The following is a 17,360-nucleotide window of genomic DNA, read 5'->3' on the forward strand; positions in this document are numbered from 1 at the left end:
AGACATCTTTAACAAGAGTCTTTTAAGTTAGTATTTTATACCAATTATTACTTAACTAGAGATACAATCTTCTGTGCACCATCAGCCATTGAATCTGCAGCAGTGATGTTCAGACCTGATTCGTTAAGAATCTGTTTACCAAGGTCTACGTTTGTACCTTCAAGACGAACAACTAATGGAATTTCAAGACCTACTTCTTTTGTAGCTGCTACAACACCTTCTGCGATGATGTCACATTTCATGATTCCACCAAAGATATTAACGAAGATACCTTTAACGTTTTCATCAGAAAGGATGATCTTGAATGCTTCTGTAACTTTCTCAGCCGTAGCACCGCCGCCAACATCTAGGAAGTTAGCTGGGTCGCCGCTGTAATGCTTAATGATGTCCATTGTTGCCATAGCAAGTCCAGCACCATTAACCATACATCCAATGTTACCATCTAATGAAATGTAGCTTAGGTCATATTTAGAAGCTTCGATTTCTTTTTCATCTTCTTCTTCTAAATCACGATACTCAAGTACGTCTTTTTGACGGTATAGAGCATTTGAATCAAAGTTTAACTTCGCATCAAGCGCCATTACTTTTCCGTCTCCAGTTGTAACAAGCGGATTGATCTCAGCAATTGAGCAATCCTTTTCAGAGAATGCTTTATAAAGTCCCATCATAAATTTAACAGCTTGTCCTACAAGCTCTTTAGGGATATTAATGTTAAATGCTAGACGACGAGCTTGGAAGCCTTGTAAGCCTACAGCCGGGTCAATTACTTCTTTGAAGATCTTCTCAGGAGTTGCTTCTGCAACCTCTTCGATTTCAGTACCGCCTTCCTCAGAAGCCATTAATACAACGCGGTTTGTCGCACGATCTAGAACTAAACCAACGTAGTATTCATTTTTAATATCGCATCCTTCTTCGATAAGTAAGCGCTTTACTTCTTTACCTTCAGGACCTGTTTGGTGAGTAATAAGTGTTTTACCTAAAATCTCATCCGCATATGTACGAACTTCATCCAAGTTCTTAGCAACTTTTACACCGCCAGCTTTACCGCGGCCTCCTGCATGGATTTGAGCTTTTACAACACAAACTTCTGTGCCTAATTCTTTTGCAGCCTCAACTGCTTCTTCTACTGAGAATGCGACTTTCCCATTAGGGACTGCAACTCCGTATTTACGAAGGAGTTCTTTACCTTGATACTCATGAATATTCATTCTCTCTCCAGCCTCCTATCAATTGCATATGATTTCAAGTCGCTCTTTCGTTTATACGTGGATGAACGACAAATTCCTCTTCCATTTTAGCACTTTTTAAAATATTTTGGGAGAGAAAAGTGTAACCTCTTTCAAATTTCTTTTAATTCTAACTTTTTTAGAGTCCAATTCATAAAATTACTTTTTACCATACCCTTGGTGTGACAAGGCTTTCTAGCTTTAACGTTAGAATTTATCAACGTTAAAATAAAAATAAAAAAAGCTAGAAATTCTGAGAGAATTTACTAGCTTTTCATTTTACTAGTCGCATTTTTCTTTGTTTTGAGCTTTTTGCATGACTGACTTTGTCATATCTTTTGCTTTTGCATCTTGTTCTTGAATAGAGTGATGAACTCCAAATTCTTGAGCATATTCCTCTTTATATTGATTCATAAACGAATCAAGTTCAGGAACATTTAATTTGTTCGGTTTCATAATTCATACCTCCCGCTTAAAGATCACCTGATTAGGTGTGTGGATTAGTATGTCCTTAATGTCCCGATGCTATGACTGGTTGGATATAAATGGTTCGATTGCATTTCTAGCCTTTTGAAGAGTTTTTATCCACTCTGTAAATAAAGGCAAATACTTCTGCTACCACTTCATAAAGTTCCGGGGGGATTGATTGATTAATGTTTAGTTGGCTTAATAATTCAACTAAAGAGGCATCTTCTTGAATCGGGATATGATGATTTTTTGCTTTTTCAATGATCTCTTCTGCAATGATGCCCTTCCCTTTAGCAATCACTTCAGGTGAATCCTGCTTCGCCGCATCATACCGTAATGCTACTGCTTGCTTTTTCAGCTCGTTATTCATATCCGAATATCCACTCCCTGGTAATCAACGCGTTGTTTATAGGCAGACTCATGATGCGATTGAACCTTATTATGGCTGTATTCATTAATATTTTTCCAAGTGAGGGCAGTGAGCTTATAATCAAATCCATCTAATGCATCATGTAAAGTCGGCAGTAATAGATCAATAAGTCTGCTCGGTTTATCCCCCTCATTAAATACAGTAAGTGAAATGACTCTATTTTGTATTTGCATATCCACGATAAGCTCTCCAAGTGTTTCTAGCTCTAAATAAAATAGAATTCGGCAATGATTTGGGTCTAGACTGCCGTCTTCCTGCCGCCTTGCCTCCCATTGCAGCGTTACATCTGTTTGGTAAGAACCTAAGACAAGCGGTAATTGCATAAGCACTTGTTGAAGGGGACCTTGCTGCTCTTGAGCCATTAATTGACTGCCTGTTATACGCTGAATCATTTCTGTTACTTTCTCTCTTACCGGCAGAGGCAACGATTGTTCTAGCTGCATAAGCATCCCTTTTAGACGTTCTTGATGACTTAGTTCATTTACATTCGTTTGTTGAACATGCCTAGCTATTTCGCTTTCATAATGTAAGCCAAGTAATGCTGCCACATTTTGAAGGTGAGAACCAAATCCGCTTTTCGCATCCGTTATGGCAGGTGATACGGAATGATATAAGGCAGACTGCAGCATCGATCGCTCATTCGCTGGCAGCTGCTGGCTGACTAAGTGCCTTAGTCCCCCTTCTATATCAAGCGCCTTCTGAGATCCATTTAACCGTTGGAACAGTAACTCCAGGCTGCCCTTTTCCCCTTGCGGCAAATTGCTTAAGGAGCCTAAGATATGCTGCATTGCTTCTCTCGGCTGCAACTCAACAACTTGGTTGGTCAACTGAGGCGGCAAAAGCGGTCGAACCTCACTGCTTGTTTGCTGCTGATTAAGCATAATCTGATGAAAACGATGGATAAAGCCGTCTATCGTTTCTTTTGTGTCAATTAAGCCTAGCCTTGTTAAAAGCATCTTAGCAGCCTCGCTTTGTTCAGCTGTTGCAGATGGGTGGACTAGCTGCTGAAGCAAGTGTAGGACTGGCTGTTTCGTTTGGCCGAATTCGGTTTGGGCATTAAATTGCTTTAAGGCTGACACTAATTTTTCAACCGACGAATGAGAGGCATATTCTGCACTCTGCGCCAGCTGTATAACTTGCTGTATCTGCTGATTCACACCCGTCTCTTTTTGAAATGCTTGTACTGCCCTCACTGCTTCTTCTGATAACGGCAGGTTCTTTTGAATGAGGAGGTGGACTAAATCTACTGTTTGACGATCGTACTTATTTAAAGTCGTCAACAATTGCGCAGCTTCTTTTAATGCATGCTTTGGCAGAGCCAGCTGCTTGACAGCTAACTGGTCCAAAAGAGCATTAATCGCGGTATTTTGAGGAAGACCCAGCTGCCTAATCAATTGTTCATTTACTGGAGGCGGTGACCCTTGGCCTGTTCTCCCTTGATTGTCAATCACTTTTAACTTTGGCAGACCGCTTCCTTCCTGTACTTCAAACCAATACCTTCCCCCAGCTGTTAATGCAGCTTCAAGCCTTGCTGTCACTTGCATTCCATTAATCGAAAGAGAAGCTAGGTGATTAGGGAACAACTTCGTAATCTTCCCTTGAAATATATGACCAGGCACAAACGTGAGGGGAGTCCGCTTTTTTGCACCTGCTGTCGTCACTTCTTGATTAATACTGGTCGTATGTATCATTTTTCTTCTCCCCTCGCCTGTCAGCTACGTGCTTTGTTTAACTAAACAGTCAGCTACTGGCTTAAATGATTTTCTGTGTTCTTTTGTGATGCCTAATGTGTTCATCGCTTTTAAATGCACTGCGGTGCCATAGCCTACATGTTTGGCAAAGCCGTAACCAGGATACACCTTCTCAAGTTCCGCCATATACTCATCCCTTGCTACTTTTGCAAGTACAGAACTCGCTGCAATTGTTAAGCTTTTTTGGTCACCTTTAATCAATGATTCTTGTGGAAGAGAGTTAGCTAGTTTCATCGCATCAAGCAGCAAGTAATCTGGTTGGATGTCTAAATTATTGACTGCCCTTTGCATAGCGAGCTTGGTTGCCTCGTAAATATTTACTCGATCAATTTCATCAGCATCTACAAAAACAACCGAATAAGCTAAGGCTTGTTTTTTTATTTCCTCAACAAAAAACTCTCTTTTTTCTTTAGATAGCTTTTTAGAATCTGTTAATCCTGGTAAAGACGCATCCTTCGGTAGAATAACTGCTGCGGCTGTTACAGGTCCTGCAAGCGGTCCGCGCCCGACCTCATCTAGTCCTGCTACATAGTTATAACCATTCTGCCAAGCCTCTCGTTCATATATGAGCATGGTCTCATGCATTTGCATCCGTTCAGCTTCTAACGCTTTTTGTTTTTCAAATTTACAAAGGAGACGCTGAACTCCTTTACGTTCATCATACTTAAGTTGATCAATCCATTCCTCACTTACTTCCATTTCATTAAACAATGTTGCTTCAATCTCTTTAATTGCTAAGCGTTTCATATTCTCCCCTATCTTTCTCTTACCCTTTTTATCGGTGCTATGGTCCATTTTTTTATAACCTTTTTATCGTACTAGAGATCATTTTTCATTACTAGGCTAAACTGGCAATTGCTTTAATTATCCATAACCCAAATTGCCGGGACCTGAAAAAAAGCCGCAGAAGACTTTTTATCGTCTCCACGGCTTATCCAGTATGCGGCGGCTGCTCGAGTGTAACTTGTCCGAGCGTGCCTGAACGTAGTTCTCTTAAGATAATCTCAGCGGCTTTATCATAATCAATATACCCGCCAGGAAGCAGACAGCCTCGTTTTTTACCAATCGCATCAAATAAAGCAAGCCCTTCCTCCGGTACTTCCTCTAGCTTATACCTTTCCGCAATCCGTTCTGGGTAGTGGTCTTTCATATAGTTTAGTACAAAGAGGGCAATATCTTGAAAATCTAATAACTCATCTTTTATCGCACCTGTTGCAGCTAATCTGTATCCAATCACTTGATCTTCAAATTTAGGCCATAAAATACCTGGAGTATCTAACAGTTCTAATTCATCATTTCCTACCTTAATCCATTGCTGCTTCTTAGTTACGCCAGGTCGATCTCCCACCTTAGCAATTTTCTTTGAAGCAAGACGGTTAATGAGGGTGGATTTCCCAACATTCGGGATTCCGAGAATCATTCCGCGAATCGCCCGCGGCTTCATACCCTTAGATTTCCACTTTTCGATCAGGGGGCTTGCAAGCTTTCGGCATGCACCGCTGATTTTTTCTACCCCTTTTCCTGTTTGGGCATTAATAGCAAGAACGGTAGCACCCTTTTCTTCAAAATATCCAGCCCACTTTTTTGTCATATGAGGATCTGCTAAATCCGCTTTGTTTAATAAAACAAGACGCGGCTTCTGCCCGACAATTTCATCCATCATCGGATTTCTCGAAGAAAGAGGCAGCCTTGCATCCACTAATTCAATGACAACATCAATTAATTTAAGTTTTTCAGTTACTTCTCTTCTCGCTTTGGCCATATGACCAGGAAACCATTGTATTGCCAACCTATTCACCTACTCTACAAATCCAATATTAGCAAATGGCCAAAAAACAACATTTGCTTTACCTATTACTTCATCTTTGTGAATCGAACCTATATCCCTTGAATCTAAACTGTTATGTCTATTATCCCCAAGAACGAATAAATGATCATCCGGCACGACCTGTCCGCCAATGACTTCTGACAACTCAAAATCTCTTGTGACAAATTCAGGGCCGTATGCAGCTTTCAGTTCATCTAAGTAAGGTTCATCTAAAACCTCTCCGTTGACATAAAGCTGGTCATCACGATACTCAATATGATCTCCAGGAAGTCCGATAATTCTTTTAATATAATCTTTTCCGCCTGGTGCATGGAATACAATAATGTCAAATCTTTTAGGCTCAGAGACCACATAACCGATCTTGTTTACAATCATCCGATCGCTATGTTCTAATGTAGGCATCATCGATTGACCATCGACTACAATGGGAGCAAACAAAAAATAACGGATAGTAAATGCGACAAGAACCGCAATGACTACAGCTTTAATCCACTCCATAGAATTCGACTTGCTACTTTCCATTTTTCCGCCCCCAATAATTTGAATCACTTCTCTATTTTATTTTAAACGTTCTCTATATGTATCATTTCTTTATTTTAGCATAGGTTTAATCGACGTACATACTTTTTCAATTTAAAAGAAGGAGCTTAGTTCCCTAAGCTCCTTCTCTCGTTTCTTATCGGATTTCTTTAATACGAGCCGCTTTACCACGTAATGCACGTAGATAGTAAAGTTTCGCACGACGTACTTTACCGCGACGTTTCACGTCAATCTTAGCGATTTTCGGTGAATGTAATGGGAATGTACGCTCAACACCAACACCGTAAGACACTTTACGAACTGTGAATGTTTCGCTAACTCCAGTACCGCGACGCTTGATCACGACACCTTCGAATTTTTGAATACGCTCACGAGTACCCTCAACAACTTTAACGTCGATAACTAAAGTGTCACCAGGACGGAAAGCCGGAAGATCTGTACGTAATTGCTCACTTGTGATTTCACGAATAAGGTTGTTCATCGTATAATTCCACTCCTTCCATACAGATGCTCTTATCAGAATTTCCTGCAGCGGAACATCGTAATCACTGGCCTAAGCCACAAAGAATATAATATCATACAGAAAATAAATATACAAGCATTTCATTATAAATCAACGAAACTTTTACCGCTATTGTTCTCTTTTTATTTCCTCTAGAAGACGTTCTTCTTCAACAGTCAATTCTCTTTCTTCTAGCAGGTCCGGTCTGCGTTCAAGTGTCCTTTTCAAAGACTCCTTTTTACGCCATCTTTCAATATTGGCATGATGCCCTGATAATAAGACATCTGGTACTTCCATACCCCTGAATTCGGCCGGCCTCGTATATTGAGGGTGCTCAAGCAGGCCAGTAGAGAAAGAGTCTGTTACAGCAGATTCTTCATTACCAAGTACATTTGGCAGAAGGCGTGTCACACTGTCTGCAATCACCATTGCTCCTAATTCACCGCCAGTAAGCACATAATCTCCTATTGAAATTTCGTCTGTTACAAGATGTTTCCGTACCCGCTCATCATACCCTTCATAATGGCCGCAAAGCAGAATTAAATGCTCTTCTTTAGCAAGTTCTTCTGCTTTAGCTTGAGTATAACGCTCCCCTTGAGGACATAACATTATCACTCGAGGTGATGAGGTCTCATTTTGCTGCTTGAGATCATCTACAGCGTCAAAGATCGGCTGAGGACTAAGTACCATGCCTGCCCCGCCCCCATAAGGATAATCATCAACTTTTTTATGCTTGTTTATCGTGTATTCCCGAAAGTCGACGGCTTGGTAGGAAACATGACCTTCTTCTTTTGCTTTTTTCAAAATAGATGAGCCAAAAACTCCCTCAAACATCTCAGGAAAGAGCGTTAACACATCGATCTTCATTCGACTAACCCTTCCATTGGATCAATGATAACCTTGTTTTCCTCAAGATTAATTTCAATGACAACATCCTCTATATACGGGATTAAAATATCCTTTCCACCGCCTGCACGGCGAATCACCCATACATCATTTGCGCCTGTTTCAATAATTTCTTTAATTTGTCCTAAATGCTCGTTTTTCGTTGTATACACTTCACAGCCGATGATTTCATGGTAGTAAAATTCTCCTTCATCTAAATCACTAAGCTGGTCTTTTGATACATACAACGTGCTGCCTTTAAATTCTTCTACTTGATTGATGGAATCGTACCCTTCAAAAGTAAGAAGATCAAAGTTTTTATGAACTCGATGATTTGCTACGACAACAGAGATATGCTTTTTCGTATTAGCATCTACAATCCATAACTCACAGCCTTTAGCGTAACGCTCATCGGGAAAATCCGTAGATGAGATCACACGAATCTCTCCACGAACACCATGTGTATTTACGATTTTTCCAACCTTTAATAAATCCGCCATTACTTTTGCCCACTTCCTCGAATATCTAGAATAATTCCATCTTTAACAATGATCTCAAGCGGATCTGATGGATTAACCCACTCATCACCAATAGAGAGCTCTGTCATCGTCTCAACTGTTTCTCCCTTCAACTCAGTTCCATTTTGAAGTAAACCAAGCTGATCTAGTTGAAAGGTCAGCGACTTCATTTGCTCTTCTTTTTTTATGCATTCTTCTTTATATCGTTTACGAATTGTCTCTTCGTTATGTTTTTGACTCTTTATTGATTTTTGCATTTGAAATGTTAACTGTGCTAATTCTCGTTTGGTTTGGTGTAGTTCAGATTCAAGCTGCTTTTTAATTTCTTCCTTTTTTACATCTGTTAAAATATACTTTACCTGAGCATTGCGAATTATTTTAAGCATTCATCTAATACTCCTTTATATAAAGAGTTTAGTTACGTTCTAGTTTACGCTGCTTATCCTATTCTATAAAAGGAGCAGATAAACAAAAAAGGAGAGGTTGCCCTCACCCTTTTTTGTATTCATGCTGTTTAATCGACGATGTCTAATCGTACTCGCTTGTGCTCAGGCACTGCTGCCGCATAGACAAGCGAGCGCATTGCTTTTGCTGTACGACCTTGCTTGCCAATCACTTTACCGACATCACTTGGATGGACAGAAAGTGTGATTGAAAGCATGTCTCCTTCTTGCTGCTCTGTTACTCGAACTTCATCGGGCTCATCAACAAGTGCTTTTGCAATGTGTTCAACTAAAGACTTCATCACATTCTCCTTTTTGTAGAAGAATTATTTTTGGTTCTTAGCGTTATGAACCTTTTCCATTAAACCAGCTTTAGAGAATAGGTTACGAACTGTGTCAGAAGGCTTAGCACCTTTTAACATCCAGTCAACAGCCTTATCTTCTTTAAGATCAACTTTAGCTGGTTGAGTTAATGGGTTGTACGTTCCGATCTCTTCGATGAAACGACCATCACGCGGTGCGCGAGAATCTGCTACTACTACACGATAAAATGGGGCTTTCTTTGAACCCATACGTTTTAAACGAATTTTTACTGCCATTCGTTAGACACCTCCAAAAATAGTTAACACAATGGTATATAATATCATCAATTTTCTTAGATTTCAAGGTAATTTCCTTTACAGTCTAAAAAAAAGGATTTCCTCTTTAAAACGGAAGCTTTAAGCCTCCAAAACCTTTACCTTTTTTCTTGCCTTTACCTGATGTCATGTTAGTCATTTGCTTCATCATTTTCTTCATATCTTCAAACTGCTTCAGCAAACGATTGACATCTTGAATGGTCGTTCCGCTGCCCTTTGCAATACGGCGGCGTCTGCTTGCATTCATAAGACTCGGATCTTGCTTTTCTGCTTTAGTCATTGATCTGACAATGGCCTCAACACGCACCAGCTGTTTATCATCGACTTTTAGATCCTTTAAGCCTTTAGCCTTATTCATTCCAGGCATCATGTTTAGAATTTCATCAAGCGGTCCCATGCTTTTCACTTGATCAAGTTGCTCTAAGAAATCATCGAACGTAAAATCCATCGTCCGCATTTTTTTCTCTAGCTCTCTTGCTTTTTCTTCATCCACATTTGATTGTGCTTTTTCAATCAGCGTTAACATATCACCCATTCCAAGAATTCTCGAGGCCATGCGATCAGGATAAAATGGTTCTAACTGATCGATTTTCTCTCCCATCCCTGCAAACTTAATCGGGGTATTTGTAACGGCTTTAACTGAAATCGCAGCACCACCGCGTGTATCACCGTCAAGCTTCGTTAACACAACACCTGTTACATCTAGCTGCTCATTAAAACTCTCAGCAACATTTACTGCATCTTGACCAGTCATTGCATCAACAACAAGCAGAATTTCATCCGGCTTAGCAATTTCTTTAACCTCTTGAAGCTCTCCCATTAACTCTTCATCAATGTGAAGACGTCCGGCTGTATCAATCAACACGTAATCATGGTGATCTTCTTTTGCCTTAGCAATCGCTTGTTTGGCAATCTCAACAGGGCTTACTTGATCTCCTAGTGAGAATACAGGCATATTTAACTGCTTTCCTAATGTTTCTAATTGTTTTATTGCTGCAGGTCTGTAGATATCAGCTGCTACAAGCATCGGTGTACGATTATGCTTTTTACGGAGGTGATTGGCAAGTTTTGCAGTAGTGGTGGTTTTACCCGCCCCTTGCAAACCAACCATCATGACAACCGTAGGCGGTTTATTGGCAACAGCAATTTTACTTTGCTCGCCGCCCATTAAAGCTGTTAATTCTTCATTAACTACTTTAATAACCATCTGCCCTGGAGTAAGACTTTTCATAACTTCCTGCCCGAGTGCTTTTTCTTTCACACTGGCAATAAATTGCTTAACAACTTTAAAGTTAACATCCGCTTCAAGCAGAGCAAGTCGAACTTCACGCATCATATCTTTAACGTCTTGTTCACTTACCTTTCCTTTTCCGCGAATCTTAGTTAATGTATCTTGCAGTCGTTCAGCTAAACCTTCAAATGCCATGCTGTCGCCTCCTAATCCAATTTCTCAAGAGATTGAATGTGCTCTATGATCTCTTCAGGAGCCGCGTTGCTTTGGATTGCTGTTCTTAAGTGATTCAATATCTGCTGGCGTTCTTCAAACCTAACAAGCAGAGACAGCTTTTCTTCATATTCCTCAAGCATCGCTTCTGTACGCTTAATGTTATCATAAACGGCTTGGCGACTAACTTCAAACTCTTCGGCAATTTCACCTAAAGAAAAATCATCAAGGTAGTACAATGACATGTATTTTCGTTGTTTAGGTGTTAATAAAGACTGATAAAAATCGAATAAGTAATTCATTCGAAGCGTTTTGTCCAGCACACCATCCAACTCCTTGTTAAGTGATTTCCCTTTACAAGATAACATCTTACAGGATAGGGATTTAAGTGTCAAGTTTTTTTCTTAACAAACTTAAATCCCTATGTACCACGCATTAAAGAGACCCCTGATCGCAAAGAGATATACTACATCCTATAACTTAGTCTTCTATCTCTTCTTTTTCCTGTTCTTCTAAAATATCTTTAAATAGTCCATAGACAAATTGCTCTGCATTAAACGGCTGCAGGTCATCTACTTTTTCACCAAGACCGACAAATTTAACAGGAATATCGAGTTCATGCCTGATCGCAAGTACAATACCACCCTTAGCTGTGCCATCAAGCTTCGTTAATACAATACCTGACACATCTGTACTCTTGCCGAACGTCTTTGCTTGGCTCATCGCATTTTGACCGGTTGTCGCATCTAATACGAGAAGGACTTCATGAGGAGCAGAAGGAACTTCGCGCTCAATCACACGCTTCACTTTTTCAAGCTCATTCATTAAATTCACTTTGTTTTGAAGACGGCCTGCTGTATCACAAATTAATACATCCACGCCTCTAGACTTAGCGGCTTGAAGCGCATCATACATAACAGCAGCTGGATCTGACCCTTCTTGCTGTTTAATCACGTCAACTCCAACACGTTCTCCCCACACTTCTAGCTGTTCAATTGCTCCTGCACGGAAAGTGTCGCCAGCTGCAAGCATAACCGATTTCCCGTCCTGCTTCAGGTGATTAGCAAGCTTGCCGATCGTTGTCGTTTTTCCAACTCCATTAACTCCTACAACTAAAATAACCGTCATTCCGTCTGTTTGAATATTCAATGCGGCATCCTCTTCTTCTTTTTGAAGAAGTTCTGCTAATTTCTCTGAAATAACCGGTTGAATATCTTTTGTATCTTTAATGTTGCGGATTCTCACTTCATCTTTTAGGTCATCAATTAAGGTCATGACCGTATTGACGCCAACATCAGCACCAATCAAAATGTCTTCAAGCTCTTCAAAAAACTCTTCATCTACTTTTCTGTAACGGTAGACAAGTTCGTTCATTTTCGTCGCAAAAGAATCTCTCGTTTTTTCTAGACCCGTCTTAAATTTGTCAGTCACTTCGGTTGTTTGAGTGGTCAACTTCTCTTTAAGTTTTTTAAAAAAGCTCATGATTCTGCCTCCTATGTCTCCATTAATTGTTTAGTTTCTTCAAGTCTGACAGAGACCAGCCTTGAGACTCCTGACTCTTGCATGGTCACCCCATATAACACATCAGCCTCTTCCATTGTACCTTTACGATGAGTAATCACGATAAATTGTGTCGAGCCGCTGAAGTCTTTTAAATAATGTGCAAAACGGCTGACGTTGGCCTCATCAAGGGCCGCTTCTACTTCATCTAGCACACAAAACGGTACCGGACGAACTTTTAAGATGGCAAATAATAAGGCAATAGCTGTAAGTGCTCTCTCCCCGCCTGATAATAAGCCAAGATGCTGCAGTTTCTTTCCAGGCGGCCGCACCATGATTTCGACACCCGTTTCAAGAAGGTCATCCGGATTAGTTAAGACGAGATCAGCTTCCCCGCCTCCAAATAATTCACAAAACACACCTTTAAATTCTTTTTGAATCATGATGTATGTTTCATGGAAACGCTTCGTCATCTCGACATCCATTTCTTGTATCACATCGTGCAGCGTTCCTTTCGCGCGAAGAAGGTCTGATTGCTGCTCTGTAAGAAAATCATGACGCTCTCTTACTCTTTCGTACTCCTCAATTGCCCCGATATTCACTGATCCAAGTTCTTCAATAGCTAGCTTTATAAGCTTCACTTTTGTTTTCGCTTGATCAGGCTCAACCGTTAAGCTGTAGGATTCTCGCGCAGCTTCATACGACAATTCATATTCATTTCTCAAATGATTGAGCCGGCTGTCTAGTTCTACATCAAGGCGGTTTACCCGCACTTCAATTTGACGGCATTCATCAGCAATTAATCGGTGTTCACCTTGCTGCATCTTGATCATACTATCAAGAGATGCATACGATTCATCGATCTCTTGCCTTTCTTTCTTTAATTGCTCGAGTTTGATGGTAATCTCTTGTTTATGCTTTTTATTCGCTTCGATCCTATTCGATATACTGCTCTCGCCATCCGTACGATCAGAAGCTTCCATCTGCAGCAGGTTCAGCTGATCCTTAAGATCAGAGACATCTTTTGACACTTCATTGTAACGGGCTTCTGTTCCCTCTTTTTGAGCTTTTGCAGATAAATAGCGCTCCTGTGCGGCTGCATAGTCAATTTTTGCTTGATTTAATTCTTGCAAAATGGTTTCTTTTGATTGCTGCTGCTCTTTTTGCCTTGCTTCTAAATCGCTCACCTGATGTTCAAGTTGAGCTGCGCTTGCCTTCATCTCTTCTTCATGCTTGTCAAGCTCACGCAAGCGCTCGTCCATTTTTTCTGCTTCTGTGCTGAAACTAGACTGCTCACGGTCGTAGCGCTTAAAGCGATCTTCTATGCTGCCTGATTCTAACTCTAACTCCCTCAAACGGGTCTTCGCATCTTGAAAAGCATTCCTCGCCTGTTCTCCATTTGTTTTAAGAGTCTCTAATTGCGTTTCAAGCGACTGCATTTCTCTTTTTGATTCTTTCACTTCTGTTTCAAGCGCAGCAGCTGAACTTTTTAGTTTATTTAGTTTCGCCACTAATTCATCGAGCTCGCGTTTACGGCCAAGGAGCGGTGTTTGCTTTTGTTTAATGCTTCCGCCAGTCATAGAACCACCTGGATTAACCACATCCCCCTCAAGGGTGACGACGCGGTATCTATGGTTAAGCATTCTTGCTATTTTATTGGCCCCTTCTAAGTCACGAGCAATAATAACTTGACCAAGAAGCTGCGAAAACAGTTGGTGGTACTGTTCTTCGTATGTTAATAGCTTAGAGGCGATCCCGACAAAAGCTGGTTCCTGTGTTAGGGAATGAAGCAGGTGATCGGGAAGCTGTCTCTCTTTCATAACCGGCAAAGGCAGGAACGTGGCTCGGCCAAGACGATGTTGTTTAAGAAAAGTAATGGCTCCCCTAGCACTTTTCTCACTCTCAACAACGATGTGCTGTGAAGCAGCTCCTAATGCTATTTCAAGAGCTGTCTCATATTCTTTTGGTACGGTAGTTAATTCTGCAACCGCCCCAACAATCCCTTCAAGCTTCCCTTCTCTGGCCTTCAGGATTTCTTTTACCCCGTGAAAGAACCCAGAAAAGTCAGCTTGCATTTCTTCAAGCACCTCTGCCCTTGACTGCATTTTTTGAATGAGCTGATAGGCTTCATAAAGTTTAGATTCACGCTTTTGGTAACGTGTTCTTACTTGATCTAATTGGGTTTGACTTTTGCGATACTGGTCTATATTTTGTTCTAGTTCACGTTCTTTCACTTCAACTTCTACTTTTGCTTCATTCAACCTGCTAGAAAGCTGCTCGCGGCCTTTAAGCAGGTCTTGATTTTCATCTTCTAACCTTGATTGTTTAAATGCTTGCTGCCTTTTTTGTTCGACCAAGTAATGGCGCTCATTTCGAATCGATGCTTGTTCATTAAGGACTTCAATATAATCTGATTTCAAACGATCTAACTCTTTATTAACATCTTTTTCAGTTAGCTTTAATCGTTTTTCTTGTTCTGTAATTTCTTCATTTAAAGATTTAACAATGGATTGGGCGGATATCACCTTATCTTCTTGCTCAGTAAGCTCGGCCAAAAGCGCTGCTTGTTGTTCACAAATCCGCTCTATTGACTTCTCTAACTGTTCTTTATTTTGAGAAGCATTTTTCTTTCGTTCTTTTAATACTTCTCGCTTCCCTTCATTTTTCTCAAGTTCTTCACTCACTGCGAGCAAGTTTGCCTGCGTTACGCTGAGCTCTTGATCTAAATGTTTAGAGCGCTCTCTAAGATTCTCAAGTTCTTCTTCCATCTCAATAAGCTTTTGATGTCTTTTATCATGCTCTTGATGCAAGCTTTGGAGTTTTTCCTTTTCACTGTTCCAATCTTGATGCAGCTCTTCGATTTCGTGCACCATTAAAGCGATCTCTACTTCTTTTAATTCTTCTTTTTTCTCCAAGTAATCTTTAGCGATCGAAGCCTGAATCTCCAACGGTTCTACTTGTGCCTTCAATTCATGAAGAATATCTTCAACACGCAGTAAGTTATCTTGTGTTTCAGTTAATCGCTTTTCTGCTTTAACTTTTCTCGTCTTATACTTAAGGACACCTGCAGCTTCCTCAAATATCACTCGGCGATCTTCTGCCTTGCTGCTTAAAATCTCCTCTACTTTCCCTTGTCCAATAATGGAGTAAGCTTCTCTGCCAAGCCCCGAGTCTAAAAACAAATCGATAATATCTTTTAATCGACATGGCTGCTTATTAATTAAGTATTCACTATCACCAGAACGATAGACCCGTCTTGTGACACTCACTTCACTATAATCAATCGATAAGTGCTGATCCTCATTATCTAAAATCAAGCTGACCTCTGCGTAGTTTAACCGCTTGCGCGTATCACTTCCGGCAAAAATAATATCTTCCATTTTCGAACCGCGCAGTGACTTAGCAGATTGTTCACCAAGCACCCATCTAACCGCATCTGATATGTTACTTTTCCCACTCCCATTTGGACCGACTACTGCTGTGACCCCTGGGACAAATTCAATATTCATTTGTTCTGCAAATGATTTAAATCCTACGACCTCTAGTCGTTTGAGGAACATAATCCTTCCCCCTAACCTTGTTTAACAACTTTCCTATTTTACCATAATACCTGTATGAATACATCCGTCTCTTCACGCAGGATCCTGCTCCTTAGATCATACTCAATAGATCATACTCAATTTAAATTAAACTCAGTTTCTTTAAACGTTGTAGGACAAATAGACCCTCGTATGATACGATAGAATTTGACTAATTTATAGATGAGGTGTAAATATGGATCTCTCCACTACAAGCCGTGAAAATATTGAGTATATGATTGAAGAAATTAAGACGAAGTTACAAATTGTAAATGCCGGTGCACTAAATGCAAAGAGTTTTGACACAGATCAGTATGAAGACCTTCGTGATATTTATGAAATGATTATGAGCAAACAATCCTTTTCTGTAAGTGAACTGGATGCAATTGTTTCAGAGCTAGGCAAAATGAGAAAACGCTAATAAAAAACGTGCCTTCCATAACTCATGGATCAGGCACGTTTTTTAATGTCTACTTATCTTTTTTCTCGCTCAGCTTGATAAGAGCTTGCTGGGCTGCGTGTTGTTCGGCTTCTTTTTTAGAACGGCCAGAACCAACACCTAACTTACTTTCATTTAATTGTACTTCTGATACAAACTCACGATTATGTGCTGGTCCGATTTCTTGGACAATCACATATTGAATCTGACCGAGGTTATCTCTTTGAATAAACTCTTGCAGCTGACTTTTAAAATCCATCATATGAGAAAAAGCACCATCGTTAATTTTAGGATACATCGTTTGACTTAAAAATTTATAAACTGCTTCTAAATCTTGATCTAGATACAGGGCGCCGATAAAGGATTCAAACACATCGGCGAGCAGGGCTGGTCTATTGCGGCCGCCCGTCATCTCTTCCCCTTTACCTAATAAAACAAGCTCTCCAAACTCAAGCTCTTCGGCAAAACGGGCTAATGATGGCTCACATACAATAGAAGCACGAAGCTTCGTCATTTCCCCTTCACTCATCGAGTTGAATTTCTTATAAAGAAATTGTGAAACAGCTAGTTCAAGTACAGCGTCCCCTAAAAATTCAAGTCTTTCGTTATCCTGAAACGAGTAGATACGGTGCTCATTCACATAGGATGAATGAGTAAATGCTTGGATGAGTAGCTTACGATTTTCAAAAGTCAGATCAATTTTCAAAAGCAAATCATCAAATTGCTTTTTTTGTTCTTCGGTCAAAGTGAGTCGGCGATTATGACGCCGGCGATCGTAATAATTCGATCTCGGTTTACGGTGGTTCTTAGAAGATTGCGGCATGTTGACCTCCAACACTATGAAAATGTACTTGTTTGGGATTATCTGTTTTTGTAAAGCAAGTCCCACATGATTTGCATATGGGACTCCTCACCAACTACTGACGGCTGTTTATGTAATCAACGACATCAGCAACAGTCGAAATTTTCTCAGCTTCTTCATCAGAAATCTCAAGATCAAACTCATCTTCAAGCTCCATAACAAGCTCAACTACGTCTAATGAATCTGCGCCTAAATCATCCTTGAATGAAGCTTCCGGTTTTACGTCTGCTTCCTCAACACCTAAACGATCAACAACGATCGTCGTTACACGTGATAATGTATCTGCCATGTACGTTCACCCCCTCTCA

The 17,360-nt window shown here is 40.4% G+C and carries 20 protein-coding genes; 1 reads left to right on the forward strand and 19 read right to left on the reverse strand.

Annotated features, from left to right (window positions below; all coding sequences use genetic code 11):
- Positions 1 to 47: 47 nt before the first annotated feature.
- From sucC to smc, 17 genes are all read right to left on the reverse strand, one after another.
- Positions 48 to 1,208 carry an ADP-forming succinate--CoA ligase subunit beta gene (gene sucC / locus PQ478_RS13940; protein WP_012959403.1) on the reverse strand — a complete coding sequence of 387 codons (1,161 nt, stop codon included), beginning with the start codon at positions 1,206 to 1,208 and terminating at the stop codon, positions 48 to 50.
- Positions 1,209 to 1,508: 300 nt separating this feature from the next.
- Entirely contained in the window at positions 1,509 to 1,682 is a 174-nt protein-coding gene (locus tag PQ478_RS13945) for a small, acid-soluble spore protein, alpha/beta type (protein WP_012959404.1), read from the reverse strand.
- 106 nt (positions 1,683 to 1,788) lie between these two features.
- Entirely contained in the window at positions 1,789 to 2,064 is a 276-nt protein-coding gene (locus tag PQ478_RS13950) for an EscU/YscU/HrcU family type III secretion system export apparatus switch protein (protein ID WP_289234637.1), read from the reverse strand.
- Positions 2,061 to 3,815 carry a hypothetical protein gene (locus PQ478_RS13955; protein WP_289234638.1) on the reverse strand — a complete coding sequence of 585 codons (1,755 nt, stop codon included), beginning with the start codon at positions 3,813 to 3,815 and terminating at the stop codon, positions 2,061 to 2,063. Before PQ478_RS13955 ends, PQ478_RS13950 begins: the two co-directional genes overlap by 4 nt.
- 24 nt (positions 3,816 to 3,839) lie before the next feature.
- On the reverse strand, positions 3,840 to 4,622 hold the full coding sequence (gene rnhB / locus PQ478_RS13960; RefSeq protein WP_289234639.1) for a ribonuclease HII: 783 nt from the start codon (positions 4,620 to 4,622) through the stop codon (positions 3,840 to 3,842).
- A 184-nt stretch (positions 4,623 to 4,806) separates the two neighbouring features.
- The gene (gene ylqF / locus PQ478_RS13965; RefSeq protein ID WP_289234640.1) at positions 4,807 to 5,664 is read right to left on the reverse strand and encodes a ribosome biogenesis GTPase YlqF; all 858 of its coding nucleotides are present in this window, start codon (positions 5,662 to 5,664) and stop codon (positions 4,807 to 4,809) included.
- Between the two features lie 9 nt (positions 5,665 to 5,673).
- Complete coding sequence (gene lepB, locus PQ478_RS13970) at positions 5,674 to 6,225, reverse strand: signal peptidase I (protein WP_012959409.1); 552 nt, start codon at positions 6,223 to 6,225, stop codon at positions 5,674 to 5,676.
- 154 nt (positions 6,226 to 6,379) lie between these two features.
- Positions 6,380 to 6,724, reverse strand: a complete 345-nt coding sequence (rplS, locus tag PQ478_RS13975) for a 50S ribosomal protein L19 (RefSeq protein WP_012959410.1) — start codon at positions 6,722 to 6,724, stop codon at positions 6,380 to 6,382.
- Positions 6,725 to 6,874: 150 nt separating this feature from the next.
- On the reverse strand, positions 6,875 to 7,612 hold the full coding sequence (trmD, locus tag PQ478_RS13980; RefSeq protein WP_289234641.1) for a tRNA (guanosine(37)-N1)-methyltransferase TrmD: 738 nt from the start codon (positions 7,610 to 7,612) through the stop codon (positions 6,875 to 6,877).
- Entirely contained in the window at positions 7,609 to 8,130 is a 522-nt protein-coding gene (rimM, locus tag PQ478_RS13985; protein WP_289234642.1) for a ribosome maturation factor RimM, read from the reverse strand. The genes trmD and rimM overlap by 4 nt, the downstream gene beginning before the upstream one ends.
- A complete protein-coding gene (locus tag PQ478_RS13990) occupies positions 8,130 to 8,534 on the reverse strand; it encodes a YlqD family protein (RefSeq protein ID WP_289234643.1) in 405 nt (134 codons plus the stop codon). Before PQ478_RS13990 ends, rimM begins: the two co-directional genes overlap by 1 nt.
- A 128-nt stretch (positions 8,535 to 8,662) precedes the next feature.
- The gene (locus tag PQ478_RS13995) at positions 8,663 to 8,893 is read right to left on the reverse strand and encodes a KH domain-containing protein (RefSeq protein ID WP_289234644.1); all 231 of its coding nucleotides are present in this window, start codon (positions 8,891 to 8,893) and stop codon (positions 8,663 to 8,665) included.
- 24 nt (positions 8,894 to 8,917) lie between these two features.
- Complete coding sequence (rpsP, locus tag PQ478_RS14000; protein WP_012959415.1) at positions 8,918 to 9,190, reverse strand: 30S ribosomal protein S16; 273 nt, start codon at positions 9,188 to 9,190, stop codon at positions 8,918 to 8,920.
- Positions 9,191 to 9,296: 106 nt separating this feature from the next.
- A complete protein-coding gene (gene ffh / locus PQ478_RS14005) occupies positions 9,297 to 10,655 on the reverse strand; it encodes a signal recognition particle protein (RefSeq protein ID WP_289234645.1) in 1,359 nt (452 codons plus the stop codon).
- An 11-nt stretch (positions 10,656 to 10,666) separates the two neighbouring features.
- Positions 10,667 to 10,975, reverse strand: a complete 309-nt coding sequence (locus PQ478_RS14010) for a putative DNA-binding protein (RefSeq protein ID WP_235806183.1) — start codon at positions 10,973 to 10,975, stop codon at positions 10,667 to 10,669.
- 178 nt (positions 10,976 to 11,153) lie between these two features.
- A complete protein-coding gene (gene ftsY / locus PQ478_RS14015) occupies positions 11,154 to 12,155 on the reverse strand; it encodes a signal recognition particle-docking protein FtsY (protein ID WP_012959418.1) in 1,002 nt (333 codons plus the stop codon).
- A gap of 11 nt (positions 12,156 to 12,166) precedes the next feature.
- On the reverse strand, positions 12,167 to 15,733 hold the full coding sequence (gene smc / locus PQ478_RS14020) for a chromosome segregation protein SMC (protein WP_289234646.1): 3,567 nt from the start codon (positions 15,731 to 15,733) through the stop codon (positions 12,167 to 12,169).
- A 214-nt stretch (positions 15,734 to 15,947) separates the two neighbouring features.
- Here smc and PQ478_RS14025 point away from each other — a divergent pair, with 214 nt between their 5' ends.
- Positions 15,948 to 16,172 (forward strand): DUF1128 domain-containing protein, encoded by a 225-nt coding sequence (locus tag PQ478_RS14025; protein WP_012959420.1) that lies wholly within the window; start codon positions 15,948 to 15,950, stop codon positions 16,170 to 16,172.
- A gap of 49 nt (positions 16,173 to 16,221) precedes the next feature.
- Here the strand turns inward: PQ478_RS14025 and rnc are convergent, their stop codons facing one another.
- Together rnc and acpP are read right to left on the reverse strand one after the other, a co-directional pair.
- Positions 16,222 to 17,013, reverse strand: coding sequence for a ribonuclease III (gene rnc / locus PQ478_RS14030; protein ID WP_289234647.1), 792 nt, complete (start codon positions 17,011 to 17,013; stop codon positions 16,222 to 16,224).
- 94 nt (positions 17,014 to 17,107) lie between these two features.
- Positions 17,108 to 17,341 (reverse strand): acyl carrier protein, encoded by a 234-nt coding sequence (gene acpP / locus PQ478_RS14035; RefSeq protein ID WP_012959422.1) that lies wholly within the window; start codon positions 17,339 to 17,341, stop codon positions 17,108 to 17,110.
- Positions 17,342 to 17,360 lie beyond the last annotated feature (19 nt).

Origin of the sequence: Alkalihalophilus pseudofirmus, assembly GCF_029094545.1 — a bacterium.
GTDB lineage: Bacteria > Bacillota > Bacilli > Bacillales > Bacillaceae_D > Alkalihalophilus > Alkalihalophilus pseudofirmus.

What these genes read in the sequence shown, in the direction of transcription:
- acpP (WP_012959422.1), bottom strand. Translation starts at nt 17,341, where the DNA reads ATGGCAGATACATTATCACGTGTAACGACGATCGTTGTTGATCGTTTA.
- trmD (WP_289234641.1), bottom strand. Translation starts at nt 7,612, where the DNA reads ATGAAGATCGATGTGTTAACGCTCTTTCCTGAGATGTTTGAGGGAGTT.
- PQ478_RS13995 (WP_289234644.1), bottom strand. Translation starts at nt 8,893, where the DNA reads ATGAAGTCTTTAGTTGAACACATTGCAAAAGCACTTGTTGATGAGCCC.
- rimM (WP_289234642.1), bottom strand. Translation starts at nt 8,130, where the DNA reads ATGGCGGATTTATTAAAGGTTGGAAAAATCGTAAATACACATGGTGTT.
- ffh (WP_289234645.1), bottom strand. Translation starts at nt 10,655, where the DNA reads ATGGCATTTGAAGGTTTAGCTGAACGACTGCAAGATACATTAACTAAG.
- PQ478_RS13945 (WP_012959404.1), bottom strand. Translation starts at nt 1,682, where the DNA reads ATGAAACCGAACAAATTAAATGTTCCTGAACTTGATTCGTTTATGAAT.
- PQ478_RS14025 (WP_012959420.1), top strand. Translation starts at nt 15,948, where the DNA reads ATGGATCTCTCCACTACAAGCCGTGAAAATATTGAGTATATGATTGAA.
- rnc (WP_289234647.1), bottom strand. Translation starts at nt 17,013, where the DNA reads ATGCCGCAATCTTCTAAGAACCACCGTAAACCGAGATCGAATTATTAC.
- PQ478_RS13990 (WP_289234643.1), bottom strand. Translation starts at nt 8,534, where the DNA reads ATGCTTAAAATAATTCGCAATGCTCAGGTAAAGTATATTTTAACAGAT.
- sucC (WP_012959403.1), bottom strand. Translation starts at nt 1,208, where the DNA reads ATGAATATTCATGAGTATCAAGGTAAAGAACTCCTTCGTAAATACGGA.
- smc (WP_289234646.1), bottom strand. Translation starts at nt 15,733, where the DNA reads ATGTTCCTCAAACGACTAGAGGTCGTAGGATTTAAATCATTTGCAGAA.
- rnhB (WP_289234639.1), bottom strand. Translation starts at nt 4,622, where the DNA reads ATGAAACGCTTAGCAATTAAAGAGATTGAAGCAACATTGTTTAATGAA.
- rplS (WP_012959410.1), bottom strand. Translation starts at nt 6,724, where the DNA reads ATGAACAACCTTATTCGTGAAATCACAAGTGAGCAATTACGTACAGAT.
- lepB (WP_012959409.1), bottom strand. Translation starts at nt 6,225, where the DNA reads ATGGAAAGTAGCAAGTCGAATTCTATGGAGTGGATTAAAGCTGTAGTC.
- rpsP (WP_012959415.1), bottom strand. Translation starts at nt 9,190, where the DNA reads ATGGCAGTAAAAATTCGTTTAAAACGTATGGGTTCAAAGAAAGCCCCA.
- PQ478_RS13950 (WP_289234637.1), bottom strand. Translation starts at nt 2,064, where the DNA reads ATGAATAACGAGCTGAAAAAGCAAGCAGTAGCATTACGGTATGATGCG.
- PQ478_RS14010 (WP_235806183.1), bottom strand. Translation starts at nt 10,975, where the DNA reads ATGAATTACTTATTCGATTTTTATCAGTCTTTATTAACACCTAAACAA.
- PQ478_RS13955 (WP_289234638.1), bottom strand. Translation starts at nt 3,815, where the DNA reads ATGATACATACGACCAGTATTAATCAAGAAGTGACGACAGCAGGTGCA.
- ftsY (WP_012959418.1), bottom strand. Translation starts at nt 12,155, where the DNA reads ATGAGCTTTTTTAAAAAACTTAAAGAGAAGTTGACCACTCAAACAACC.